Source organism: Sphaerisporangium album (assembly GCF_003323745.1).
GTDB classification, from domain to species: domain Bacteria; phylum Actinomycetota; class Actinomycetes; order Streptosporangiales; family Streptosporangiaceae; genus Sphaerisporangium; species Sphaerisporangium album.
Genome location: NZ_QOIL01000032.1, coordinates 14024 through 37696, shown reverse-complemented (window position 1 = coordinate 37696; position 23673 = coordinate 14024). Strand labels below are relative to the sequence as shown.

The window sequence follows — 23673 nt, the reverse complement described above, 5'->3', positions numbered from 1 at the left end:
GAAACATTCGGAGTATGGGCCGGAATGTTTCGGAGAACAAGACGACCTCCATCATCTCTGCGAGGGCCATACCATGACCTGGCCCGGGACGACTCCCCGGGCTCAGGACGATGAAACTTTCGGATCCCTCCCCTCGCCACCTCCCTCAGGGTCCGTCTCGCGGCCCGTCACGAGCCCGCCGGGCGCGCTACCGGATCGCCGCGAACGCGGCGCCCGCGACCAGCGCGATGATCAGTGACAGCACGATGACGACCATGATCGTGCCCAGCGGCTCGTGGCGGCGCGGCATCCGGCCGTGCGCCCGCGCCGCGCGGACCTGCCCCGAGGACGTGGCCGGCGAGGGCGTCGGCGCGGCGGACGGCAGGGACGGCGCGGGCGTGGGCTCGGGGGCCTGCCGCACCGGCGGCGGCACGACCCGCGGCAGCGCCAGCGGCGGCCGGACTGGCGGCCTCGGCGACGGGACCACCGGCGGCGCCGGGCCGCGCGTGGGCGTGACCGTGGGCGCGGGACGCGGCGTGGAGGTCGGTCGCGGGGCCGAAGCGGTCGGAGCCGGGGCGGAGGGTGCCGGGGCGGGCGGGGTCGGCCTGGGCGGCCGGGACGGCTCGGGGGTGGGGGCGAGCGTCGGCTCCGGGGTGGGCGGGGAGGACGGCGGGGGCTCGGGCGGCGGGGCCGGTTCCGGCGGCGGACGATGGCAGAGGGGCGGGCCGCCGACGCTGAGCCCGACCCGCAGGCTCACCACCACGTCGACGTCCAGGCAGACGGTGATCAGCCCGTCCCCGTCCCCCACGCCGACCTCGACGTCGGCCACCCGCCGGGCGTCCTCGGCCTGGGAGGGAATCGAGGGCTCCGGAGCGGAGGCGGAGATCGGGGCCAGAGGGGAGAGGGAGAGGGCGGTGAGCAGCGCGGTGGCGCGGAGGGCCGGCACGGTCACCCGCTCCAGGGCAGTCGCCGCACCTCGGACAGCGCGGCCTCGAACGCGTCGGGGCCGACCGCGAGGCCGCTGGCGAAGGTGTGCGAGATCTGCCAGGCGAGGAACACGCCGAGGCCGAGCAGCCCGGACATCACCATGAGCGGCACCAGCGTCCTGCCCCGAGGCCGTGCGCCCGCGAGGAAGGGGAAGACGATGACGATGAGGCCGGTCAGGACGGCGAGGGGAAGCACGCCCGCGGGGGGTTTGGCCGCGGCGTCGGCCGCTCGCTGGCGGCGGGCCGCGGACAGGTCGCGCATCTCGTCGAGCAGCTCGCCGCGGGCGGCCTTGGCGTCGTCGTCGCTCAGCACCAGGCCGTTCACCTGTGTGCGCAGCGCCTCCAGCCGCGTGGTGCCCTCCTCGCTCAGCTTGCCGGACGCCATGAGCGGCCACTCGCGGCGCACCACGAAGTCCAGGTAGTCGCGCACCTGCTGCCGCACCTGGGGCCCGGCGGGCGCGGGAAGACGGGCGGCGGACCAGTAGGACTCGACGGCCGCCTGGCTCTCGGCGTAGGTGTTCTGGCGCGCGGAGTCGGCCGTGGCCCACGGCACGACGATCGCGATGGCGAACACCAGCAGGAACAGCGAGGACAGCATCGACCCGGAGTGTCCGGCCGAGGGGCCGTTCGGGTCGAGGTCGTCGGCGCCGCCGCCGAACCGCCGGAACAGAAACGCGGCCACGGCCACCACGCCGACGGCCGCGAGGATCGCGAGTACGCTGACCAGGATCACCATCTGCATAGCCACTTTCTGCCAGGGACGCTGCGCCCGTTGCTGATCGCATGCCGTGACATAGGTATCACATTACGTAATGACTTCGGACGCCGATCGCGCAGATGTGCATAACTCGTGCCCTGTGCCCCGGCCCACCGCATCGCCGAGGGAAGCGATCCGCCATAGTGGACGGGCCGAGGGGAGGCTGGCACCACCGTGATCGGGGAGGCGTGGGCCATGTCGGCATCGGGGCGGGTGTCTCTACGGTGAGGACATGAGCGTCGCCGAGGTGACCACCCCCTGGGACCGGGTACGCGCCCACTGGTCGGCGCGGTCCTGGCTGCGCATGTTCCACCTGGTGGCGGGCGTCCCCCTGGGAGTGCTCGCCCTGTCGCTCATCTTGGGCGTCGGCGCGGTGTCGGTGATCTTCGTGTGGACGCTGGGGGTGCCGGTGGCGGGCTCGCTGCTGCTGATGTGGGTCCTGCCGCTGCTCACCCGCCTGCAACGCCTGAGGTTCGCCGCCTACCTCGGCGTCGAGATCCCTCCGCTGCCCCGGCGCCGCTGGGAGGGCAACATCGCTATGCGGCTGCTGCGCCGCGCCCGCTCGGCCACGCTGTGGCGTCAGGTCGCCTACCACCTGCTGTCCCCGCTGATCAGCGGGGTCGGGTTCGCCGGGGTCATCGCGACCTGGTCGGGAGGCCTGGTGATGGGCGCGGTCGCCGTGCATTTCTGGGGGCTCGGGGACCGCTGGCTCGCCGCGCTGTTCACCCTGGTCGCCGGGGCGCTGGCCGTGGCCGGGCCGTGGCTGGCGCAGGGCGTGACCTCGCTGGACGTGATCGCCGCCGAGGCGCTGCTCGGGCCGAGCATCAGCGACCAGCTCGCCGCGCGCGTGGAGTCGCTGCGCGAGAGCCGGGCCGAGGTGATCGACGCCGCGGACGCGGAGCGCCGCCGCATCGAGCGCGACCTGCACGACGGGGCGCAGCAGCGGCTGGTGTCGCTGGCGATGAAGCTCGGCATGGCGCGCGCGACGTCGGGCGACCTGCCGCAGGCGGCCCGGGACATGATCGCGCAGGCGCACGAGGAGGCCAAGCACGCGCTGAAGGAGCTGCGCGACCTGGTGCGGGGCCTGCATCCGGCCGTCCTGAGCGACGAGGGCCTGGACGCGGCGCTCTCCGGGCTCGCCGCACGCGCCTCGCTGCCCGTCCGGCTGCGCGTGGAGGTGCCCGAGCGGGTCTCCCCCACGATCGAGGCGGTGGCGTTCTTCGTGGTGTCCGAGGCGCTGGCCAACGTCGCCAAGCACGCCGGGGCGTCCGCCGCCGAAGTGACCGTGCTGCGGGAAGGGGAGTTCCTTCGCGTGGTGGTGTTCGACGACGGCCGGGGCGGCGCGGACCCGGATGCGGGCACGGGGCTGCGCGGGCTGGCGCAGCGCGTCGGCTCGGTGGACGGCACACTGAGGCTCGACAGCCCGCAGGGCGGGCCGACGACGATCAGCGTGGAGATGCCGTGCGCGTAGTGCTCGCCGAAGATTCCGTCCTGCTCAGGGAGGGCCTGGTCTGGATGCTCGGCTCGGCCGGCATGGAGGTCACGGCCGCCGTGGGCGACGCCGAGGCGCTGCTGCGCGCCTGCGAGGAGAACGTGCCCGACCTGGTCGTCACCGACGTTCGCATGCCGCCGGGCCACTCCGACGAGGGGCTGCGCGCGGCGCTGGTGCTGCGCCGCCGCTGGGCGGGGCTTCCCATCGTCGTCCTGTCGCAGTACGTCGAGGAGCGCTACGCGACCCAGTTGCTGTCGACGGAGACGAGCGGCATCGGCTACCTGCTGAAGGACCGCGTCGCCGACGTCGAGCAGTTCCTGGACGCGCTGCGCCGGGTGGCGGCGGGCGGCACCGCCCTGGACCCGGAGGTGGTGGCCCAGCTGCTCGTCCGCCGGCACAGCGACCCGCTGGACCGGCTCACCCGCCGTGAGTACGAGGTGCTGGCGCTGATCGCCGAGGGCCGGTCGAACACCGGCATCGCCGAGGCCCTCGTGATCTCGGAGGGCGCGGTCGGCAAGCACATCAACAACATCTTCGCCAAGCTCGACCTGTCCGGCGCGGACAAGGACCACCGGCGGGTGCTCGCCGTCCTGCGCTTCCTGAAGATCTGAGGGGCTCTGGAAGACGTGGCCATGCGCAGCGCCGTCCGCACCGGCTGGATCATCGTGGGAGGGGCGCTTTCCGCCCTCGCGGTGTTCGGCATCGCCTTCGCGATCTGGAACGACCTCCGCCTGCCCGGCGCGTACGGGCTGGGCGCGCGGTCGTACGACTCGGCGGACCTCGGCCGCGTGACGACCGAGATCTCGACGGTCGCCTACGCGATCACGGCCCCGCTGATCGTGGTCGACGCGGACGGGCCGGTGGAGGTGAGGGTCGCCCGGGGCGCCGAAGGCAGGCTCACGATCCGGCGGGAGGTGACCTGGCGCGAGACCGACCGCGAGTTCAGCGAGTCGTGGGGCGGCGGCACGACGCTGCGCGTCCGGCTGGCCTGCCGGCCCGGCCCGGACGGGCCCGCGTGCGGGGCCGTCTACACGTTGAGCGTGCCGCCCACGGTGCGGGTCAGGATGGTGGCGCCGGACGGCCTGGTCACCTGTCCCTTGCCGGCGGCCACGACGGCGCCCGTTCCGACGCCCTCCCCGAAGCCCTCCGCGTCCCGACGGCCCTCCCCCGCCGCCTCGGTTCCCCTCAGGCCGTCCGCCCCGCCGGCTCCGGCCGAGCCCTCCGCCTCGTCGTGTCGCGGCGGCGTCCAGGCGAGCCCCGGCGACGTCGCCGGGCCGTGAGGCCGGTCAGCCTGACATATCCGATACGCCGGGCATCACCGGAGGAACGGGGACGCCGCCCGAAGCCCGTCGGGGCATGTGGTTCAGATCGATCAGCCGTCCGCGCGCCCGCGCCGAGTCGGCCGTGCCCGCCGCGCCCTGGGTGCGGACCAGGATGCGGGTGCGGTCGGCACGGAAAAGGTCGTGGGAGAACTCGAAGGGCCGGCCGGAGGCGTCGAAGGTCGTCCTGGCGATGGCGAGCAGCGGGATGCCGAGCGCCACGTCCAGCACCGCCGCCTCGTGCGGCCCGGCGGGGACGGCCTCGATGCTCTCGATCGCCTCCACCGGCCGCACCCCGTACCGCTCGGCGAGCAGGTCGTAGATGGAGCCGCCGAGCGGGAACTCCAGCAGGTTGGGGAAGCGCAGCGAGGGAAAGCGCGCGTTCTCCAGCGACAACGGCTCACCGTCGGCCAGGCGGATGCGCACGATCTCGGTGACGAGGTCGCCCGGCTCCACGGCCAGGGCGGCGGCGGTGGGCTCGTCCGCGGCGACCATGCCGGCGCCGACCACCCGCGACCCGGCGGTGAACCCCTGCTCGCGCAGCAGCGCGGGCACGCCCACCACGCTGGACAGGTCACGCTCGACCTTCGGCTTGCTGACGAAGGTGCCGCCGCCGCGCCCGGGGACCCTGCGGACGGCGCCGAGGTCGGCGAGCGCGCCGAGCGCCTGGCGCAGGGTGGCCCGGCTCACCCCGAGCCGGGCGGACAGCTCCCGCTCCGACCCGAGCCGGCGCCCCGGCTCCAGCTCGCCGGTCGAGATGAGCGCGAGGATCGCCCGCCGGGCGGCGTCCACCGCGGTCTCGTCTCCCTGGTCGCGTGACACGTGGTTCCTTTCTCGCCTCGGCGCCGCATCGCGCCATGGGGTCGAACCAGGGCAGAATCCGAGGGATCGCCCGATTAGATCACATGAGCGCCAGCGCCTCCTGGGATTCGGGGAGGATCTGCCCGCCGTCCACGACCAGGGAGTGGCCGGTGATGTAGGACGCCTCGTCGGTGGCGAGGAACAGGCAGGCGTTGCCGATGTCCTCGGGCGCGCCGAGGCGGCGCATGGGGATCGCGGCCTCCATGCCACGCAGGTAGTCCTCCCCGTTGCCGACCAGTCCCTCGGTGAGGATGTTGCCGGGAAGGACCGCGTTGACGGTGATGCCCTTCGGCGCCAGCTCCATGGCGGCGGTGCGCATGAAGCCGAGCTGGCCGGCCTTGCTGGCGCCGTAGTGCGACCACCCGGGGTAGCCGGTGACCGGGCCGGTGATCGAGGAGGTCAGGATCACCCGGCCCCGCCCGGATGCCTCCAGCGCGGGCAGGCACGCCTGGACGCACAGAATGGTGCCCTTGAGGTTGACGCCGAGGACGTGGTCGATGTCGGCCTCGGTCATCTCGGCGAGCGGCTTGTCGGGGAAGACGCCGGCGTTGGCGCACAGCACGTCCACGCCGCCGTGGCGCTCGGCCGCCGTCGCGGCGATGCGCGCGCACTCCTCGGCTTTGGCGACGTCGGCGGCGAGGTGGGACACGCCGAGCTCGCGGGCCGCCGCCCTCGCGGCGTCCTCGTCCCTGCCGACGATCAGCACGTTGGCTCCGGCCGCCGCGAACACCCGCGCGATGCCCTTGCCGATGCCCTTGCTGCCGCCGGTGACGACGACGGACCGTCCGGCCACTGAGGTGAACATGGGTACTCCTTGGTGCTCTGCCCTGCTCGGCAGGGATCTAGAGGGAACCGCTCAGATAGCGCTCGGCCAGCTCGCAACTGCCCAGCGTGTAGCCGGTGCCGAGCTCGCGGGCGACGTCGACCGCCGAGTGCGAGCCGATCCAGGCGACGAGCAGGAGCCGGCGGAACATGACGAAGGTCCAGATCTCGCGCGCGTCCTCCTCGGGGAGAGCGTGGACGGCCCGGTAGCCGCGGACCCAGGCGTCGATCATCTCGGGGACCTTGGGGTGGTGCTCGATGAAGCTGACGGCGGCGCCGAGGTCGTACATGTACCAGCCGAGGCCGCAGTCGTCGAAGTCGATGACGGTGGTGCCGGCGGCGCCGTCGACCAGGAGGTTGGCCAGGCGCAGGTCGGCGTGGATGAGCCCGAACCGCTCGGGCCCCTTGCCGTACCGGGCGAGCCGGTCGCGCAGGGCCGACTCCAGCCGGGCCAGCACCTGGTGCGCCTCGCCGTCGACGCCCGCCCCGTCCTGCCACCTGCCCCAGCGCGGCGCCGGGCCGAACGCGGCGTCCTCGTCCCAGCGGAAGCGGGTGAACGCGTCCGGCCTCCGCCAGCGGCGGGCGTGCAGGTGCATGCGCGCGGTGATGGCGCCGAGCGGCTCGAAGTGCTCGACCAGGCGCTCCTCTGGCGGCTCCGCGCCGGGCACCCATTCGAACATGACGCAGTTGCGGGGCGCCGCGCCCGGGTCCTCGACGGTCACCACGCGCGAGCCGTCCAGGGCGGGCAGCACCGCGGGGGTGCGCACGCCGGCCTCGTCGCGCAGGGCCGACTGCCAGTCCAGCTCGGAGAGGATCGCCTGGGGCGAGTGGTAGGCGAGCCTGTGGACGCGCAGCACCGTGCGCGTGCCCGCGTCGTCCACGAGAAACGTCGCGTTCTCGGACACGTTGAGGAGCGTGACCGTCGCCTCGGGCGACAGGCCGTAGCTCGGCAGCGCCCGCCGGGCCACCAGCCCGACGCGGGACAGCACCTCGCCGCCCCCTGACAGATCGTGGACCTCCATCAGCCCCTCCTCATGCTCGCGGCTCTCTCGCGCGGCTCGCTTGGTCGGCCTCGCGGTCACGGCTCCCATGCTCACGGTTACGACGCCGCGCATCCAGAGGGTCGCCGCACAGCGGTCGCGCCGGCGGCCGCCCGTGGCCCGCGTCAATGATCGCGCCGGTCGTCGCGTCCGTGCTCGTGGATGATCGCGCCGGTCGTCACGTCGGTGGTCGTGTCCGCGGTCGCGTCAGTGGTCGCGGCCCTCCACCGCGGACAGGACGCCGACGATGGCGTCGCGCGCGGCGCGCACCGACTCCGCCCGCCCGCTGATGTAGAGCCGCCCGGCCGAGCCGATCATCTGCACGTCGACGAGCGTGGTGTCCGGCGCGGCCTTCTCCGCCTCGTTCGCCGCGACGGTCGCGAACAGGGCGGGGGTCATCTCGCAGACCAGCAGCGTCTCCCCCGGCAGCACCATGGACGCCTGCCGGTTGCGGTTGATCAGCACCGCGTGCTGGTCGGTGATGTCCTCGATGACGTCGGTGTACAGGATGCGCGGCTTGAGCTGGTCGGCCGGGGACGCGCCGATCCCGTCGAGGATCGCCTGGCCCGCGCGGCGCACGTCCTCCAGCGACGACCCGTGCACCTCCAGCACGCCGAACTGCCGCTCGACGAACAGGATGCCGGGCTCGACGGAGGGCACCGCGCGCAGCGCGAGGTCGATCACCCGCTCGATGGCGAGGCCCGGGGCGACCTCCACGATGAGGGCGTGCTGGCCCTCGTACGGGGGGTAGCCGCGGGCGCGGGTCGGCGCGGCCATCGCCGCGGTGAACTGGCGCCGCAGGTTCTCGACGAGCAGGTAGACCCGCAGCTCCGCCCCGCGCCGCGCCTCGGGGGCCGCGTCCGGGGAGGGCGCGGCGGCGGGCTTGGCGCGGGAGCGGGCACGAGGCGCCGGGGTGCTACTCACCGGTGGAGACGTTGAAGCCGCGGGCCAGGTCGGCGTGCGGGCGCGGGATGACGTGGACGGAGACGAGCTCGCCGACGTTGGAGGCGGTCTCGGCCCCGGCCTCGGTGGCGGCCTTGACCGCGCCGACGTCGCCGATGACGGTGACGGCCACCAGGCCGGCGCCGACCTGCTCGCGTCCGACGATGGTGACGTTGGCGGCCTTGACCATGGCGTCGGCGGCGGCGAGCGCCGCGACGTAGCCCTTGGTCTCGATGAGGCCGATCGCGTTGTTGGCCATTGGTACTCCTGTGTCGCTGTGCCGGATCGTGGGGGTCACGCCGGGGTGGTGGTCGTCGGGGTACTGCTGCTCAGTGGGGCACGTCGTCGATGGAGCCGATGATCAGTGCGTCGATCGGCGGGGATTTGCCGGCGGGGAACCAGGAGGCGGCCACCGACCCCTGGACGATCAGCACGCGCTCGCCGATGCCGCTGCCGAGCACGTCGAAGGCGATCAGGTGCGAGCCGCCGTCGAGCTCGACCTCCAGGAAGGCGCCGCCGGGGATGCCCTCGACGCGCCGGGTGGCCCAGACGCTGGCGGTGACGGTGCCGCGGACCATCAGCCCTCCCTCTCCACGACCACGCCGGTGGCGCGGGCGCGTTCCTTGGCGAGCGGGGTGAGGACGGCGCGGCGGCCGAGCACCAGCCGGGCGCCCGCCGAGGCCGCCGCCGCGACGTGCCGTTCGGTGACCGCGCCCTTCTCGTGCCGGTGCGCGGGTGGCGCGCCGGCGGCCTGAGGGACGCCCGGCGCGGTTTCGAGGCGGAAGCGCAGCCGTCCCTCGCGCAGCGCGGCGGCCCGGCGGACGTCGGAGGCCAGCTCCAGGACCCGCAGGGCGAAGGCGTTGAGGTCGTCGTCGTTCCGCATCGCGACGGGCTCGACGGCGGGCACGGCCGGCGGCCGGGGGGCGGCCACAGAGGTGGACGCCGATGTGGACGCGGACGTGGACGCGGCGGCCGGTTCGGCCGGAGCCGGTCCTGCCGCCGGGCCACCGGCCGGGAGCAGGTCGCGCAGCACCTCGCGGACCAGGGCGCGCAGCTCGGAGGCCTGGATCGGCGCGCTCACGACCGCCTGCCCGGGGTGGCGGCCGACGACTCCAGCGCCTGGCGGGCGGCGTCGGCGGCCTGGCGGACGTCCGACTCCCGGCCGGTGAGGTAGACCCGGCCGGTGGCGCCCATCATGCGGTAGTCCACGACCTTGATCTCGGCCGCCTTCTCCGCCTCGTTGACGGCGAGGATCGCGTACGAGGCGGGCTGGCACTCCAGGACGAACAGCGACTCGCCGGGCAGGGCGAGCGAGCCGACCCGGTTCCTGTTGATGAGGAAGGCGTGCTGGCCATCCAGGCTGGACACGATCTCCGAGGCCAGGATGCGCGGCGGCACCGCGTCGGCGGCGGTCGCGCCCAGTTCGTCCAGCACCGCGCCCGCGGCGGCGCGGACCTCGCCGATCGCGCCGTGGAACTCCAGGTACCCGAACTGCCGCTCCACGACCAGGACGCCGGCCTTCACGTCGGCGTGCTTGAGCGCGACGTCGGTGAGCGGTTCGATGTCGAGGCCCGGGGCGATCTCGATGATCTGGGCGGCCTGGTTGAGGCGGGGCAGCGCGCCGCGCATCCACGTGCCGAGGTAGCACATGGTCTGCGGCTGGAGCTGGTCGATGAAGATGAAGGAGCGCAGCTCTGCCATGGTCAGGACCTCACCAGCGACGCGAGCTCTTCGAGGATGAGCCGTCTGATCTCGTCACGCAGCTCGGCCGGGGGCGCGCCGGAGCGGTCGTCCCGGGGGACGGCGGGGGGCGCGGCGGGCGTGCGGGCGTTGGAGGCCTCGGGGTAGCGCGGGACCGGGCCGGCGGGGGCCGACCACGGGTCGAGCCGGTCGAAGTCGCCGAACGGGGCGTCCACGTGGTAGGCGACCCGCGTCCAGTTGACCAGGTCGTCCGGCCGCAGGTTGTGCCCGGCCGAGGAGCCGCCGACGAAGCCCGTGCCGATGGTCATGGATATCGGGAGGTTCGTATGGATTCCCGAGCTTCCGGTGCTGTTGCCCGCGTTGACCGAGACGCGCAGGACGGGCACGCTCGCGCCGTACTCCATGATGGTCGCGGGGTCGGTGCTGTGGATCGCGGCGGAGTGCCCGGCGCCGGTGATGCGCAGAACGGCGCGGGCGGCGTCGATGCCGCGCCGGGCGGAGTCGACGCGCGTGAAGCCGAGCACCGGGCACAGCTTCTCGTGGGCGAGCGGCTCCTCCGGGACGGCGAGGTCGAAGGGCGCGAGCAGCACCTTGGTGCCGGCGGGCACGCGGACGCCGGCCTCGCGGGCGATCCAGGCGGCGTCCTTGCCGACGAAGCGCGTGTCGAACGCGCCGCCGGGGAACAGCGCGGCGCGGACGCGGTCGCGCTCCTCGCCGGACAGCGGGTGGGCGCCGCGCATGAGCGAGACGAGCCGGTCGGCGACGGCGTCCTCGGCGATGAGGACGGACTCGTTGGTGCACAGGATCGAGTTGTCGAAGCTCTTGCTCTCGACGATCAGGCGCGCGGCGGACTCCAGGTCGGCGGTGCGGTCGACCAGGACGGGGACGTTGCCGGGGCCGACGCCGAGCGCGGGGTTGCCCGAGCGGTAGGCGGCGCGGACGACCGGGGTGCCTCCCGTGGCGACGATGACGCCCACGCGGGGGTCGGCCATCATGGCCTCGACGAGCGGCAGCGTCGGCTCCTCCACCACCTGGACGACGCCGTCGGGCGCGCCCGCGGCGACGGCGGCGTCCGCGAGGGTGCGGGCGGCGTCGGCGCAGCACTGCCGGGCCATCGGGTGGGGGCTGATGACGATCGCGTTGCGCGTCATCAGGGCCAGGAGGATCTTGAAGTAGACGGTGGCGACCGGGTTGGTGGACGGGGTCAGGGCGAAGACCACCCCTGCGGGGCGCGGGATCGACAGGAGCTTCTCGTCGGCGTCGGCGCGCGGGGACACGTAGTCGTGGGCGGCGTAGGCGTCGGCCAGCCCGGTCGAGCAGGCGAGGTTCTTGACGGTCTTGTGCTCGGCGACGCCGAACCCGGTCTCGCGCACGGCCCACTCGGCGTACCGCTCGGCGTTGTCCGCCGCCACGCGGGCGACCGCGGCGACGACGCGGTCCACGGACGCCTTGTCGTAGCGGGCGAACGCCCGCGCGGCCCAGCGGGCGCGTTCCAGCATGACCGGCCCCCGGTCGGACCGGCCCCATCCCGCCCGGCCGGTCGCCGTCGTCTCGGCCTGGCCGTTCGCCGGGCTCATTTGGCCTCCCTAGCGGCCCGCGCGATGGCGACGGCCGTCCGATCCAGTAGTTCCTCGGCCAGCGACGGGTCGAGCAGAATGCCGGGTTTGTACTGCAACACCCGGGGGTCGAGGGTCGAGAAGATCGCCCAGACGCCGTTCTCGTACAGGTGTCTCATGACGTACTTCGCGCCCTCGGGGTGGTCGAACTCCAGGCCGATGACCAGCCCGTTCTGCCGGATGCCGGTGAACCAGCCGGGGTTGTCGGCCCTGATGTCCTCTAGGCCCCGCCCGATGAGGTCGCTGACGTAGTGGACGATCGAGCGCGTCTCGGGCCGGTCGCAGATCTCCAGCGTCTTCATCGCGGCGACGCAGCCGAGCTCGGCGCCGCCGAAGGACGCCATGTGCGCGAAGCCGTCCTCGGTCAGCCACCCGGCGCAGCGCTCGCTGACCAGCACGGCCGCGATCGGGTAGAGGCCGCCGGAGATGCCCTTGCCGGTGACGAGGATGTCGGGGCGGATGCCGTGCTTGGTGATCGCCCACAGCTCGCCGGTGCGCATCAGCCCGGTCTGCACCTCGTCGGCGATGTACAGCGCGTCGTGGGTCTCGCACAGCCGTTTGACGGCCTCCAGGTAGCCGGGCGCGGGCAGCGGGAAGCCGTACGTCGCGGGGATGGTCTCCATGATGACCGCGGCGACGTCCCGGTCGCGCAGCGCGTCCTCCATGGCCACGAGGTCGTTGAACGGCACGTGGACGAACTCCTCGGGCCGGTCGGCGAGGAAGAGCTTGGAGAACCGGTCGTCGCCGGTGCCCACCGCGAGCCCGGTGTGCCCGTGGTACGCCTTCACGATCGACACGATCTTGCGCTTGCCGGTGGTGTGGCGGGCGGTCTTGAGCGCGATGTCGATGGCCTCGCCGCCGCCGCTGGCGTAGATGACCTTGCTCAGCCCCTCGGGGCCGGTGGTGATCAGCGCCTCGGCCAGGGCGGTGCGGGCCAGGGACGGGAAGTGGTGGTTGCCGATGTCGAAGCGGTCCATGGCCTGGCGCAGGGCGTCCATGACCTCGGGGTTGCGGTGGCCGACGTTGTAGGTGCCGCCGTTGAGGTGGACGTCGATCAGGCGCTTGCCCGAGACGTCGTACAGGTAGTAGCCCTCCCTGCGGTCGATGACCAGCGGCACCCCGGAGTCGACCCAGAACCGGGTCTTCCCCGGGTTCCAGTACGTGGAGGACTTCTCGAGAACCTCGTCCTTGGACGCGTAGGCGAACAAGCCGTAGTCCAGCATCCCGGTCCCATCGGTTCGGTCTACTAATCGGTAGGACCGAATACTCACCCACACAGACCGTAAGCGTCAATGGTCCAACTTGTGAGGATTCGTAAACATGAAGGGTATTGCTTGGATCAGGCCTTAAATGGCAGCATTTGCGCACCTCGACGTGTCTCGGCCCACGCCGAGGGCGTCCCACGCAGGAGGCCTACGGTGCGCATCGCCGATGGGAGACCACCGCCGTAGCGCCCTGGGATCGAATGGATCGGATCAAAGGCGATCGGGTCCAGGCCGATTCGGTCCGCTCCTGGTTCGTTCACGGCCGCCGCCGACCCGGCGCGCCCCGCTATCCCTGTACGACTCCGTACGGCGTCCGCATGATGTCCGTACGACGCTGTTTCCCCGGAAGGGCACGGTTGTGAGCACCACTGAACAGCCCGCGGCGACGACACGTCCGGCGGTAGAGGTCCAACGCCTGCGCAAGAACGCCGTCGGCCTGCTCGGGGTCATCTTCATGGCGGTCGCCACCGCCGCCCCGATCACGGCCATGACCGGCAACGTCCCGATGGCCCTCGGCTTCGGCAACGGCATCGGCGTCCCAGCCGGCTATCTCGTCGCGACCATCGTGCTCACCGTGTTCTCGGTGGGCTACGTGGCGATGGCCAAGCACATCACCGCCGCCGGCGCGTTCTACGGCTACATCTCGCACGGCCTCGGCCAGATCGCCGGCATGGTGGCCGGCCTGCTGGCGACGATGGCGTACGTCGTGTTCGAGGCGTCCATCATCGGCTTCTTCGCCTACTCGGCCAACGACACCTTCAAGTCGCTGGCCCACGTGGACATCCACTGGCTGTGGTTCGCCTTCTTCGGCCTCGCGCTGAACGCGGTGCTCACGTACTTCGACATCAACCTGACCGCCAAGGTCCTCGGCGTGTTCCTGGTGACCGAGATCCTCATGCTGGGCCTCACCTCGGTGGTGACGCTGTTCCACGGCGGCGGTCCCGACGGGCTGATGGCGGACACGCTGAACCCGGCCGGCGCCTTCAGCACCAACGGCCTGGTGGGCGGCGCGGTCGGGCTGGGGCTGTTCATGTGCTTCTGGTCGTGGGTCGGCTTCGAGTCCACCGCGATGTACGGCGAGGAGTCGCGCGACCCCAAGCGCATCGTCCCCCGCGCGACGCTGGTCTCCGTGGTCGGCATCGGCCTGTTCTACGTCTTCGTCTCCTGGATGACCGTCGCCGCCAACGGCGCCGGCGCGCCCGCCATCGCGGCCAAGGAGTTCGCCGGGGTGTTCTTCAACCCCACCGGCGAGCTCGTGGGCGCGTGGGCGGTCGACCTGTTCAAGATCCTCATCCTGACGGGGTCGTTCGCCTGCTCGATGGCTTTCCACAACTGCGCCTCGCGCTACCTGTACGCGCTCGGCCGCGAGAACCTGGTGCCCGGCACCGCCCGCACCCTCGGGCGCACCCACCCCAGTCACGGCTCGCCGCACATCGCCGGGTTCGTGCAGACGGCGATCTCGGTCGTGCTGGTCCTGGCGTTCTTCTTCACCGGCATGGACCCCTACGTCCACATGTACACGCTGCTGGCCGTCCTCGGCACGCTGGCGATCCTGATCGTGCAGTCGCTGTGCTCGTTCGCGGTCATCGGCTACTTCCACGTCAAGAAGAAGCATCCGGAGACGGCCAACGTGTGGCGCACGCTGGTCGCGCCGCTCGCCGGAGGGATCGCGATGCTGTACGTCGTGTTCCTGCTCTTCCAGAACCAGGAGGCCGCCGCGGGCGCCGCGTCCGACGCCCTGCTCTTCCGGCTGATCCCGTGGATCGTGCTCGCCTTCGCCGTGCTCGGCGTCGGCCTGGCCCTCTACCTGAAGACGAGGAACCCGGCGAAGTACGACATCATCGGCAGGATCGTCCTGGAGGAGACCGTCGAGCGCGACTGATCCCCGCGTCCGGGCAGGGTGCGCCGTCCGCCCCGGACGGCGCACCCTCGTGTCTCCGCTCAGCCTGTGACGCTGGCGCGGCCGTTCTCGATGTGGCCCATGAGGCGGCGGCCGTAGGAGGCGTCCTGCGCGCAGGTGACGCGCAGGTCGTACCAGCCCTCGTGGTCGTCGCAGTGCCAGGTCACGTGCTTGTCCTGGCCGGGCTTGAGGGTGAAGGCCCGCTCGTCCCGCCGGTCGCCGTACGCCAGCGGGGCGATCCCCACGTCCACCTTCGCCGCGCCGGTGTTGGTGACGGTCAGCGTCAGGCTGCGCTGCTTCCCGCGGATCTCCGGCTCGACGACGAGGCCGGACGCCGCGCCCGCCGGCGAGCCGGTGAACTCGCGGCGGAACCCGTTCGGGCCGGTCAGCGTGAAGTCGTAGGAGCCGTTCCTCACGGGCACGTCCAGCTCGGCCGAGCCGAGCACGTCCACGTGGACGGGCAGGTCGAACTCCCCCGCGTACGGGAACAGCGTCATGTGGACGCTCCGCTCGCCGGAGTTGGCCAGCCGCAGCCTCACCTTCCCGTCCACCACGCGGCCCCAGGCGTCCGGCTGGTACGGCAGCGAGCGGGCGGGGCGCGTGCCCGCCTCCTGGACCGGCATCTTCTGCCCGGCGGGAGGCGCGGGCCGCCAGCGGCCGGTGAAGGGCGGCACCGGGCCGGGGGCGGTGAGATCGGGCCGGTGACCGCCGGCTCCGAAGTCGAAGGCCGAGGTCAGGTCGCCGGCCACGGTACGGCGCCACGGGGTGATGTCGGGGAAGCGGACGCCCAGCCAGGTCTCAAGGAACCGCACCGTCGAGCTGTGGTCGAAGGTCTGCGAGCAGACGTAACCGCCGACCGTCCACGGCGAGACGATCGTCATCGGCACGCGCATGCCGAGGCCGATCGGGTGGCCGTCGTAGAAGTCCTCGACCCGGTCGGCGGGCGGCAGCGGCGGCGGGACGTGGTCGTAGAAGCCGTCGTTCTCGTCGAAGGTGAGGAACAGCACGGTCGAGCGCCAGACGTCCGGGTTGGAGGCGATGGCGTCGAGGATGTCGTAGGTGATCACGGCGCTCTGCGCGGGCGAGGACGCGCTCGGGTGCTCGGAGTCGGCCGCCGAGGGCACGATGTAGCTCACCTTGGGCAGCCGCCCGGCCTCGACGTCGGCGCGGAAGCTCTGGGCCAGCGTGCCCGGCAGGCCGCGCCGCAGGGCCTTCTCGTACAGCGACCGGTCGGCGGGGCTCAGCTTGGCCACGCCCTCCTCCAGCCGGGCCAGCATCCGCTGCTGCTCCTCCGGCGAGGACGCCCGTCCGAGGGCGGAGTAGAACGAGTCGAGGCTCTGGTAGTCGCCCTGGAGCGCGGCGCGCGCGATCCGCCGGAAGCGGGCGAAGAACTCCAGGTTGTTGTCCTCGTAGTTGTCCATCTCCTGGTAGACCTTCCAGGAGTGCCCGGCGGCCTCCAGGATCTCCCCGGCGTTGGACCAGTCGTATCCGGCGTGGGTGTCCTCGTTGTAGGCCGCGTTGTCGATGGCCCGCCTGGTCGTGCCGGGCTCGTAGCCGGTGTGGCCGCTGACGTGGTAGTTGCGGTTCGGGCTCGTGGAGGACAGCACCGAGCAGTGGTACTGGTCGCAGATCGTGAAGGTGTCGGCCAGCTCGTACTGAAGCGGGATGTCCTGCCGCTGGTAGTACGCCATGGTGGCCGGCGTCTTGGCGGCGATCCACCCGTCGTGCCAGCCCGCGGCGGCGGCCCGCTGGCCGTCGGTCCAGCCGTGCGGCAGTGCGTTGATCCACTGCAGGTCCTTGCCGACGAGGTCGGCGGCGTCCTTCACCGGGAACGGCAGCACGTGCCCCGCCGGGCCACCCGGCTGCTCGAACACCGTCCCTCCGCCGCGCAGGTCCACCGCGTTCCTGTCCCCGAACCCGCGCACGCCGCGCAGCGTGCCGAAGTAGTGGTCGAACGACCGGTTCTCCTGCATGAGGAAGACCACGTGCTTGACGGCGGACAGGCCGCCCCGGGGAGCGGGCATGGCCATCGCGGCGTGGACGGAGGGCGGCAGCAGCGACGCCACGGCGGCGCCGCCCACGGCTCCGGCGCCGAGCGCCAGGAACCTGCGGCGAGAGGGTCCGTCAGTCATGGGGTTCTCTTCCGGTCAGCGGAGCAGGACGCCACAGATCCTCCCAACCGTGATGATCCACCCGCTGAGCGCAAGGTTGCCCAAAGGTGACAGAATCGCTTATTACCCGGCCCCACCGAAGCGCCCGGCCCGCATCCCGGCCCGCGAACAGGCGCGACCCGCCATCCACGAGGGCGTACACATGCTTCCGGCGGCCCAGATCAGAACCCCCGCCGCAGCCGGTGACCGTTCCGCCGGGTGACGCGGGGCGGCTCCACTACGCTGAGCGCATGGCGACCGCCCAATCCGACGACGCCCGGTTCACCGTGCCGCTCTACACGACCGCGGAGGCGGCGCGCTATCTCGACGTGCGCGACACCACTTTGCGGCGATGGGTCAAGGGTTACCACCAGGAGTACCGCGACAGGCCACCGGTACGCGGAGAGCCGCTGATCACCGACCTTCCTCCGGAGAAACGCGGAGGACCCTCCATCCCCTTCATCGGCCTCGCCGAAGGCATGTTCCTGTCCGCGCTCCGCAAGGCACGCATGCCGCTCCAGCAGATCCGTCCGGCGCTCGAACTCGTCCGCGACAAGATCGGCGTCGAACACGCCCTGGCCTCCCGCAAGCTGTACCTGGCGGGCGCCCAGCTCCTGTGGGAGGTCAGCGCCAGAGGTGAGATCGACGACGAGGCCCGCCACGGCGCGCGTGACCTCATCGTGCTGAAGGACGGGCAGTACGTCTTCAGGCAGGTCATCGAGCAGTATCTGCAACAGATCACATACGACGAGGACTATGCCCGGTCCGTCCTGCTGCCCGGATACGAGGTCGCGCGGATCGCGGCCGACCTGCGCACCAACTTCGGGAAGCCCTATTTCACCGCCACCGGCACGCCGCTTTACGTGGTCCAGAACATGCTCAGGGCTCGCGAGACCATCGAAGACGTGGCCGGCGACTTCGGCCTTCCTGTAGACCAGGTGACCGAGGTCGCGCAGCGGGACGGGCTGCTGGCGGCGTGATCCATCCCCCACTTCCCCCTCTGAGACTTTTCCTCGACCGCAGCACCCAGGGCAGGCGCTTCACAGACGCTGTCAGGCAGTTGGTGAAGGACGTCCAGACCATCAACGACCGATACGGCGTCAAGCCCGCCGAGAGCGTCGCCGACACGACATGGATCGCGGAGGCCACGGCGGACGGCCGCATCCTCATCGGCGCGGATCGGAACATCCTTCGCAACGCACTCGAACGCCAAGCGGTGTGCCGCAACGCCGCGCGATACGTGGTGTTCGGTAACAACAACATGAGCATGCGCGTGATGATCCAGCTCTTCGAGCGGCATCTGCCGGAGATCCATGAACTGGTGACGGTCCCCGGTCCCTGGGTGCACCGCCTCGCACTTCACGGGCTGGACCGTCTGGTTCTCGACTGCGCCGAGCGGCCGCGCGAATGAGTTTCCATGAAACCGGATGTCCGCCCTGGAGAGCGGCGTGTCCCAGGCCGGGGCGGGCTCTGGCGGGTCTGAAGACCACGGCGATGGCCGGCGCCTGACAAGGGTTCGCACGGGCGGGCACCGCGATACGTAAAACTCCCGATGCGGGAACAGCGTGTAGCGCCTACGGTCGGCGGCGTCGAGAGCCCCCCGAGGCAAGGTGGAGTTCATGCGCGTGCTGGCCGTGTTCCTCTTCGCCGTACTTTCGAGCACCCTCATCCCCTCTCCCGTCGCCGCGGACGCCGTCGCGGCGCGCGGGAAACCGCGTCCCGCTCCGGTGGTGGACGTCGTCTACAAGCGCGAGTCGTTCCCCACGGGCACCGCCGAGGGCGTGTACGCCGGTGACCGCCTGACCTTCGGGTCCCCCGCCGGGACGACGACCTACACCGACGCGCTCGGCACCAAGACCTGGGAGTACGCCCGCTGGACCGGAAGGGAGCGTCCCGTCGGGTTCTCCGCCACCGAGCTGGTCGCCTCCTGGACGGCCGACACCCCGGCCGGGAGCTGGCTGCAGGTCGAGATGCGCGGGCGGCACACCGGCGGCCTGACCAAGTGGTACGTGCTGGGCCGCTGGGCGTACGGCGAGGGCGACATCCGCCGCACCTCGCTGCCCGGGCAGGGCGACGCCGACGGCACCGTCTACGTCGACACCTTCGCCGCGAAGTCCGGCAAGGCCATCTCCGCCTACCAGCTCCGCCTCACCCTGTACCGCACGCCCGGCTCGTCCGTGCGCCCGGTCGTGCGGACGCTCGGCGCGATGTCGTCGGCCGTCCCCGACCGGACGGAGGTCCCGGTCAGCCCCGGCGGCGGCGCGTGGGGGGTCGAGCTGCCGGTGCCCCGGCGTTCGCAGAGCATCCACCAGGGCCACTACCCCGAGTGGGACGGCGGCGGCGAGGCGTGGTGCAGCCCCACCTCGACCACCATGGTCCTCGGGTACTGGGGCAAGTGGCCGAGCGCCGCGGACACCTCCTGGGTGGACCCGTCCGACCCCAACCCCGAGGTCGACTACGCGGCCCGGTACACCTACGACCACGCCTACCAGGGCGCGGGCAACTGGCCGTTCAACACCGCGTACGCCGGCCGGTACGGGCTCGACGGGTTCGTCACCCGGCTGCGGTCGCTGACCGAGATGGAGCGCCTGATCGCCGCCGGCATTCCGGTGATCACCTCGCAGTCGTTCGAGGAGGCGGAGCTGCCCGGCGCGGGCTACGGCACGAACGGACACCTCATGGTGATCATCGGCTTCACCGCCACGGGCGACGTGATCGCCAACGACCCGGCGTCGCCGTCCAACGACGCCGTGCGCCGGGTCTACCCCCGCGCCAACTTCGAGAAGGTCTGGCTGCGCAGCACCGGCAGCGGCGGCATCGTGTACGTCATCCACCCGCCGAACCGTCCCCTGCCGGCGGTCCCCGTGCCGGGACAGCCCAACTGGTGACGTTCTGACGGTGCGGCGCATCCCGGCGATGCGCCGCACCGAGGACTGCCGGGAGGCCGCGGACGGCCGGGACGGGAGCCGCCCGCGGCCCATCGGATCGCGCTTTATATCAGGACAAAGCGGGAAATATCGAATCAAAAAGCATAATAGCGAGCTAAATGCATGCCAAGAGGAGGTTATCGCCGTTTGTCGCATCGAATGCCAGGAAAATAAGACATGTGGGCAGACTCTCCAGGAGTCACCCAGGCATTCGCGTCAATCCGGTGAATGCGCCTACTGGGATAAACCCAGTGTCCTCAAGGGGGAAATGCAATGCCCAAGATCAACAAGTACGCCGCGATGCTGACCGTTACGGCCGCGCTGACCGGGGGCCTGCTCGCCGCGGGCGCCACCGGCGCCGGCGCCTCCACGGTCTCCGGCGCCTCCATCGTCGCGGGGGGCGACGGCTGGGGCGAGGACGGCGGCCACGGCGGGGGCCACAAGTGGGGCGGCCACGGTGGCCACGGCGGGTACCACAAGTGGGGCGGGCACCACGGGCATCACCACAAGTGGGGGGGACACGGCGGCGGCTGGGGCCTCGACGGCCTCTGGCTGGTCGACGACTTCGCCTTCACGTCCTTCTTCCCCGGCGGGGGCTTCGGCACCGGCTTCGGTTTCTGACCGGCCTTCGTAGCACCGGTCCGCGACCGGGACCGCCCGGAACGCGTCAGCGGGAGCCGGCCTGTCACCTGGTCATGACAAGCCGATGACACCCGGAGGGGTCGTTTCCCCGGTGGAGACGACCCCTTTCACGTGCCGCCATGAGAAAGGCCGGATTTCGGGTTCTGTGGACGCCTCCGTGAAACCCGGCGCCTTCCGCCGGCCCCCGTGCCGGGCCGGCCGACTGGTGACGGTCTCCTGATATGAAAGGCCCGAGGGGACGGGAGCGCGCCGTCCTCTCACCCCTGCTCGGCGGACCGGGGCGCCGGGAGACGCGCGTCCCTGCGGCGGGTCGCCGGCTCCGGCGTGTGCCGCGCGTCGGCCAGGACCGTCCTGGCCTGGCGGACGACGGCCTCGTCCACGAAGCGGCCGTCCGGGAGGGCCACGGCCCCGGCTCCGGCGGCCGCCACGACCTCGCTCGCCGCCGTGACCTCCTGCTCCGTCGGGCGGTAGGCGGCCTCGATGACCGGGAGCTGCGCGGGGTGGATGGCGGCGCGGCCGCGGAAGCCCATCGCCCGTCCGGTGCGGCACGACTCGGCCAGGCCCGCGAGGTCGCGGAAGTCGGTGTAGACCGACTGGACGGGGGCGGGCAGCCCGGCGGCGCGTGCCGCCACGACGATCCGCGACCGCGCCCAGGCCAGCCCCGCCTCGTCCGCGACGCGCAGGTCTGCGCGCAGGTCCGCCTCCCCCAGCCCGACGCTCGCCACCGCCGGGTCGGCCGAGGCGATCTCGTAGAGGCGTTCGAGGCCGAGCGCGGACTCCACGAGCGGGTGGAGCACGACGCCGCCGGGCAGGGACGCCGCCACCTCGCGCAGTTCCCGGGCCGACTCGACCTTCGGGACGCGGATCCCCGCCGTGCGCGCGCTCAGGGCGCCGATCGCCCGCAGGTCCTCCTGGCCGTACGGCATGCGCACGTCGTTGATCCGGACCTCGACGCGCGGCTGCGGCCCGCCGGCGAGCAACGCCACCACCTGCGCGCGGGCGTACTCCTTGCGGTCCGGGGCGACCGCGTCCTCCAGATCGACGATGACGACGCCGGCGGGGCCGGCGAGTGCCTTGGCCACCAGGTCGGGCCGGTCGGCGGGGGCGTAGAGCCAGGTGAGCGTCACATCGTGCCTTTCATTCTCACACCACGCCCCTCTCGCGAAGCTTGTCGACGTCCGAGGGGGAGAAGCCGAGCTCGGTGAGGATCGCGGTGGTGTCGGCGCTGTGGGGGCGGCCGGGCCAGGAGATCCGGCCGGGGGTGTCCGAGAGGCGGAACATCACGTTCTGCATGCGCAGGGGGCCGAGGTCGGGGTCCTCCACGGTCGTGACGGCGTCCAGGGCCTTCAGCTGCGGGTCGGCGAGAACGTCGCGGACGTCGTAGATCGGGGCGATCGCGGCCTGCGCCTCCTCGAACGCGGACAGCACCTCGGCGCGGGTGCGCGCGCCGATCCACGCGGCGACGGCGGCGTCCAGCTCGTCGGCGTGCTCGACCCGGCCCGCCCCGGTGGCGAACCAGGGCTCGGCGATGTACTCGGGCCGCCCGACCAGGCGCATCACGCGCTCGGCGATGTTCTGCGCCGAGGTGGAAACGGCGACCCAGGTGCCGTCCGCGCAGCGGTAGGTGTTGCGGGGCGCGTTGTTGACGGACCGGTTGCCGGTGCGCGCCGGGACGATCCCGAGCCGGTCGTAGATCGTGGGCTGCGCGCCGAGGACCGTGAGGATCGGCTCGACGATGGACAGGTCGACCACCTGGCCCGCGCCGGTGGAGTCCCGGGCGCGCAGCGCCGCCATCACCGCGTACGCGGTCGCGAGGGCGCAGATGCCGTCCGCCAGCCCGAAGGGCGGCAGCGTCGGCGGCCCGTCCGGCTCGCCGGTCATCGCGGCGAACCCGCTCATCGCCTCGGCCAGCGTGCCGAATCCCGGGCGGGCGGCGTACGGGCCGAACTGGCCGAACCCGGTGACGCGGGCGAGGACCACGCGCGGGTTGGCCGCGCGGAGCCGGTCGTAGGAGAGGTTCCAGCGCTCCAGCGTGCCGGGGCGGAAGTTCTCGATCACCACGTCGGCGTCCCGGACGAGGGCGAGCAGGACGTCCTGTCCCTCGGGCATCGACAGGTCGAGGGTCATCGTCCTCTTGTTGCGGCCGAGTACCTTCCACCACAGGCCCCCGGGCCCGTGCCCGCGCGACGGGTCCGGCTTGGACGGGTGCTCGACCTTGACGACGTCGGCGCCGAAGTCGCCGAGCAGCATCGCCGCCATCGGCCCGGCGAACAGCGTGGCCAGGTCCAGCACCCGGATGCCTTCCAGGGCTTGCATCTCACTCCTCGTGCTCGCGGGCTCAGGCCTTGCGGGTTCAGGGGTCACGGGGTCAGGGGTCACGGGGTCACGGTCGTTCGCAGGGCCGCGTCGATCTCGGGCCGGGCGGGCATGGACGTGGTCGCCCCCTTCCGCTGGACGGACAGCGCGGCGGCCGCCGCGGCGAAGCGGAGGGCGCGCTCGACCGGCATGCCCTCGGCCCGGGCCACCGCGAGCGCGCCCGCGAAGGTGTCGCCCGCCGCCGTGGTGTCGACGGCGGTCACCGGAACGGCCGGGACGCGCAGCCGCGCCCCGGAGCGCGAGCCGTACAGCGAGCCCTCGGACCCGAGCGTGACGACCGCCTCGGGGACGAGGTCGAGCAGGGCCTTGAGCGACTCCTCGGGGTCGGAGAGGCCGGTGATGGCCGCCGCCTCGTGCTCGTTCGGGATGATCAGGCCGACGGCGGCGAGCAGTTCGGGCGGCAGTTCCCCGGCGGGAGCGGGGGTGAGCACGACGGGGACGCGCGCCCGGGTCGCGGCGGCCACCACGGCCTCCATGGGCAGCTCCAGTTGCAGCAGCAGCGCGTCGGAGCGGTCGATCACCTCCAGGTCGCCGTCGGTGGGGCCGGTCACGGTGCCGTTGGCCCCCGGGACGACGATGATCGAGTTGCCGCCCGCGTCGTCCACGACGATGTGCGCGATCCCGGACGAGCCGGGCGCGACGCGCAGGCGGGTGACGTCCACGCCCGCCGACGCGAGCGTCTCGCGCATGACCGGCCCGAAGGCGTCGTCGCCGACCGCCCCGATGAAGGCCACCTCGGCCCCGGCGCGGGCCGCCGCGATCGCCTGGTTGGCACCCTTACCTCCGGGGATCGTGGCGAAAGCCCGGCCGGTCACGGTCTCCCCGCGCTTGGGGGCCGTCGCGGTGTACGCGACCAGGTCCATGTTGGCGCTGCCGAAAACCGAGATCATGATCCGTC

The 23673-nt window shown here is 72.3% G+C and carries 24 protein-coding genes; 8 read left to right on the top strand and 16 right to left on the bottom strand.

Annotation, left to right across the window (positions count from 1 at the left end):
- Positions 1-187: 187 nt before the first annotated feature.
- Both DQ384_RS41855 and DQ384_RS37365 read right to left on the bottom strand, forming a co-directional pair.
- Positions 188-931 carry a hypothetical protein gene (locus DQ384_RS41855; RefSeq protein ID WP_181871629.1) on the bottom strand — a complete coding sequence of 248 codons (744 nt, stop codon included), beginning with the start codon at positions 929-931 and terminating at the stop codon, positions 188-190.
- Positions 928-1707 (bottom strand): bestrophin-like domain, encoded by a 780-nt coding sequence (locus DQ384_RS37365; RefSeq protein ID WP_114033609.1) that lies wholly within the window; start codon positions 1705-1707, stop codon positions 928-930. The genes DQ384_RS41855 and DQ384_RS37365 overlap by 4 nt, the downstream gene beginning before the upstream one ends.
- A gap of 247 nt (positions 1708-1954) precedes the next feature.
- Between DQ384_RS37365 and DQ384_RS37360 the strand changes: the two genes are divergently transcribed.
- Genes DQ384_RS37360 through DQ384_RS37350 form a run of 3 tightly spaced genes read left to right on the top strand, consistent with a single transcriptional unit; the run spans position 1955 to position 4494 of the window.
- Positions 1955-3193, top strand: coding sequence for a sensor histidine kinase (locus DQ384_RS37360; protein ID WP_114033608.1), 1239 nt, complete (start codon positions 1955-1957; stop codon positions 3191-3193).
- Positions 3184-3825: a response regulator gene (locus DQ384_RS37355; RefSeq protein WP_114033607.1), complete on the top strand. Its 642-nt coding sequence runs from the start codon at positions 3184-3186 to the stop codon at positions 3823-3825. The genes DQ384_RS37360 and DQ384_RS37355 overlap by 10 nt, the downstream gene beginning before the upstream one ends.
- A gap of 15 nt (positions 3826-3840) precedes the next feature.
- Entirely contained in the window at positions 3841-4494 is a 654-nt protein-coding gene (locus DQ384_RS37350; protein ID WP_220183348.1) for a hypothetical protein, read from the top strand.
- Between the two features lie 6 nt (positions 4495-4500).
- Here DQ384_RS37350 and DQ384_RS37345 read toward each other — a convergent pair whose 3' ends face one another.
- The 10 genes from DQ384_RS37345 to DQ384_RS37295 all read right to left on the bottom strand — a co-directional run bounded on the left by DQ384_RS37345 (position 4501) and on the right by DQ384_RS37295 (position 12738).
- A complete protein-coding gene (locus DQ384_RS37345) occupies positions 4501-5355 on the bottom strand; it encodes a GntR family transcriptional regulator (protein WP_114033605.1) in 855 nt (284 codons plus the stop codon).
- Positions 5356-5434: 79 nt separating this feature from the next.
- Positions 5435-6199 carry a 3-oxoacyl-ACP reductase FabG gene (gene fabG, locus DQ384_RS37340; RefSeq protein WP_114033604.1) on the bottom strand — a complete coding sequence of 255 codons (765 nt, stop codon included), beginning with the start codon at positions 6197-6199 and terminating at the stop codon, positions 5435-5437.
- 37 nt (positions 6200-6236) lie between these two features.
- A complete protein-coding gene (locus tag DQ384_RS37335) occupies positions 6237-7238 on the bottom strand; it encodes a phosphotransferase enzyme family protein (protein ID WP_114033603.1) in 1002 nt (333 codons plus the stop codon).
- A gap of 225 nt (positions 7239-7463) precedes the next feature.
- Positions 7464-8180 (bottom strand): hypothetical protein, encoded by a 717-nt coding sequence (locus DQ384_RS41850; protein ID WP_245967054.1) that lies wholly within the window; start codon positions 8178-8180, stop codon positions 7464-7466.
- Entirely contained in the window at positions 8173-8457 is a 285-nt protein-coding gene (locus DQ384_RS37320) for a BMC domain-containing protein (protein WP_114033600.1), read from the bottom strand. Before DQ384_RS37320 ends, DQ384_RS41850 begins: the two co-directional genes overlap by 8 nt.
- Before the next feature lie 70 nt (positions 8458-8527).
- Positions 8528-8776 (bottom strand): EutN/CcmL family microcompartment protein, encoded by a 249-nt coding sequence (locus DQ384_RS37315; protein ID WP_114033599.1) that lies wholly within the window; start codon positions 8774-8776, stop codon positions 8528-8530.
- On the bottom strand, positions 8776-9279 hold the full coding sequence (locus DQ384_RS37310) for a hypothetical protein (protein WP_114033598.1): 504 nt from the start codon (positions 9277-9279) through the stop codon (positions 8776-8778). Before DQ384_RS37310 ends, DQ384_RS37315 begins: the two co-directional genes overlap by 1 nt.
- Positions 9276-9899 carry a BMC domain-containing protein gene (locus DQ384_RS37305; RefSeq protein WP_114033597.1) on the bottom strand — a complete coding sequence of 208 codons (624 nt, stop codon included), beginning with the start codon at positions 9897-9899 and terminating at the stop codon, positions 9276-9278. Before DQ384_RS37305 ends, DQ384_RS37310 begins: the two co-directional genes overlap by 4 nt.
- Positions 9900-9901: 2 nt before the next feature.
- Positions 9902-11476, bottom strand: coding sequence for an aldehyde dehydrogenase family protein (locus DQ384_RS37300; protein ID WP_114033596.1), 1575 nt, complete (start codon positions 11474-11476; stop codon positions 9902-9904).
- A complete protein-coding gene (locus tag DQ384_RS37295) occupies positions 11473-12738 on the bottom strand; it encodes a class-III pyridoxal-phosphate-dependent aminotransferase (protein WP_114033595.1) in 1266 nt (421 codons plus the stop codon). The genes DQ384_RS37300 and DQ384_RS37295 overlap by 4 nt, the downstream gene beginning before the upstream one ends.
- A 400-nt stretch (positions 12739-13138) precedes the next feature.
- Here DQ384_RS37295 and DQ384_RS37290 point away from each other — a divergent pair, with 400 nt between their 5' ends.
- Complete coding sequence (locus DQ384_RS37290) at positions 13139-14662, top strand: APC family permease (protein WP_220183347.1); 1524 nt, start codon at positions 13139-13141, stop codon at positions 14660-14662.
- A gap of 59 nt (positions 14663-14721) precedes the next feature.
- Here DQ384_RS37290 and DQ384_RS37285 read toward each other — a convergent pair whose 3' ends face one another.
- Complete coding sequence (locus DQ384_RS37285) at positions 14722-16812, bottom strand: phosphocholine-specific phospholipase C (protein ID WP_114033593.1); 2091 nt, start codon at positions 16810-16812, stop codon at positions 14722-14724.
- 269 nt (positions 16813-17081) lie between these two features.
- Between DQ384_RS37285 and DQ384_RS37280 the strand changes: the two genes are divergently transcribed.
- The 4 genes from DQ384_RS37280 to DQ384_RS37265 all read left to right on the top strand — a co-directional run bounded on the left by DQ384_RS37280 (position 17082) and on the right by DQ384_RS37265 (position 20378).
- Positions 17082-17810, top strand: coding sequence for a MerR family transcriptional regulator (locus DQ384_RS37280; protein WP_114033592.1), 729 nt, complete (start codon positions 17082-17084; stop codon positions 17808-17810).
- Complete coding sequence (locus DQ384_RS37275) at positions 17807-18241, top strand: PIN-like domain-containing protein (protein WP_181871628.1); 435 nt, start codon at positions 17807-17809, stop codon at positions 18239-18241. The genes DQ384_RS37280 and DQ384_RS37275 overlap by 4 nt, the downstream gene beginning before the upstream one ends.
- A gap of 208 nt (positions 18242-18449) precedes the next feature.
- Positions 18450-19718, top strand: a complete 1269-nt coding sequence (locus DQ384_RS37270; protein ID WP_114033641.1) for a C39 family peptidase — start codon at positions 18450-18452, stop codon at positions 19716-19718.
- 312 nt (positions 19719-20030) lie between these two features.
- Complete coding sequence (locus tag DQ384_RS37265) at positions 20031-20378, top strand: hypothetical protein (RefSeq protein WP_181871627.1); 348 nt, start codon at positions 20031-20033, stop codon at positions 20376-20378.
- Between the two features lie 278 nt (positions 20379-20656).
- Here the strand turns inward: DQ384_RS37265 and DQ384_RS37260 are convergent, their stop codons facing one another.
- The 3 genes from DQ384_RS37260 to DQ384_RS37250 all read right to left on the bottom strand — a co-directional run bounded on the left by DQ384_RS37260 (position 20657) and on the right by DQ384_RS37250 (position 23665).
- Positions 20657-21526, bottom strand: coding sequence for an HpcH/HpaI aldolase/citrate lyase family protein (locus DQ384_RS37260; protein WP_114033590.1), 870 nt, complete (start codon positions 21524-21526; stop codon positions 20657-20659).
- A 16-nt stretch (positions 21527-21542) separates the two neighbouring features.
- Entirely contained in the window at positions 21543-22649 is a 1107-nt protein-coding gene (locus DQ384_RS37255) for a CaiB/BaiF CoA transferase family protein (RefSeq protein ID WP_425451553.1), read from the bottom strand.
- 125 nt (positions 22650-22774) lie between these two features.
- A complete protein-coding gene (locus DQ384_RS37250; RefSeq protein WP_114033588.1) occupies positions 22775-23665 on the bottom strand; it encodes a ribokinase in 891 nt (296 codons plus the stop codon).
- Between the last annotated feature and the right edge of the window lie 8 nt (positions 23666-23673).

What these genes read in the sequence shown, in the direction of transcription:
- DQ384_RS37365 (WP_114033609.1), bottom strand. Translation starts at nt 1,707, where the DNA reads ATGCAGATGGTGATCCTGGTCAGCGTACTCGCGATCCTCGCGGCCGTC.
- DQ384_RS37360 (WP_114033608.1), top strand. Translation starts at nt 1,955, where the DNA reads ATGAGCGTCGCCGAGGTGACCACCCCCTGGGACCGGGTACGCGCCCAC.
- fabG (WP_114033604.1), bottom strand. Translation starts at nt 6,199, where the DNA reads ATGTTCACCTCAGTGGCCGGACGGTCCGTCGTCGTCACCGGCGGCAGC.
- DQ384_RS37335 (WP_114033603.1), bottom strand. Translation starts at nt 7,238, where the DNA reads ATGGAGGTCCACGATCTGTCAGGGGGCGGCGAGGTGCTGTCCCGCGTC.
- DQ384_RS37320 (WP_114033600.1), bottom strand. Translation starts at nt 8,457, where the DNA reads ATGGCCAACAACGCGATCGGCCTCATCGAGACCAAGGGCTACGTCGCG.
- DQ384_RS37315 (WP_114033599.1), bottom strand. Translation starts at nt 8,776, where the DNA reads ATGGTCCGCGGCACCGTCACCGCCAGCGTCTGGGCCACCCGGCGCGTC.
- DQ384_RS37305 (WP_114033597.1), bottom strand. Translation starts at nt 9,899, where the DNA reads ATGGCAGAGCTGCGCTCCTTCATCTTCATCGACCAGCTCCAGCCGCAG.
- DQ384_RS37300 (WP_114033596.1), bottom strand. Translation starts at nt 11,476, where the DNA reads ATGAGCCCGGCGAACGGCCAGGCCGAGACGACGGCGACCGGCCGGGCG.
- DQ384_RS37295 (WP_114033595.1), bottom strand. Translation starts at nt 12,738, where the DNA reads ATGCTGGACTACGGCTTGTTCGCCTACGCGTCCAAGGACGAGGTTCTC.
- DQ384_RS37285 (WP_114033593.1), bottom strand. Translation starts at nt 16,812, where the DNA reads ATGACTGACGGACCCTCTCGCCGCAGGTTCCTGGCGCTCGGCGCCGGA.
- DQ384_RS37280 (WP_114033592.1), top strand. Translation starts at nt 17,082, where the DNA reads ATGGCGACCGCCCAATCCGACGACGCCCGGTTCACCGTGCCGCTCTAC.
- DQ384_RS37270 (WP_114033641.1), top strand. Translation starts at nt 18,450, where the DNA reads ATGCGCGTGCTGGCCGTGTTCCTCTTCGCCGTACTTTCGAGCACCCTC.
- DQ384_RS37265 (WP_181871627.1), top strand. Translation starts at nt 20,031, where the DNA reads ATGCCCAAGATCAACAAGTACGCCGCGATGCTGACCGTTACGGCCGCG.
- DQ384_RS37255 (WP_425451553.1), bottom strand. Translation starts at nt 22,649, where the DNA reads ATGCTGCTCGGCGACTTCGGCGCCGACGTCGTCAAGGTCGAGCACCCG.
- DQ384_RS37250 (WP_114033588.1), bottom strand. Translation starts at nt 23,665, where the DNA reads ATGATCTCGGTTTTCGGCAGCGCCAACATGGACCTGGTCGCGTACACC.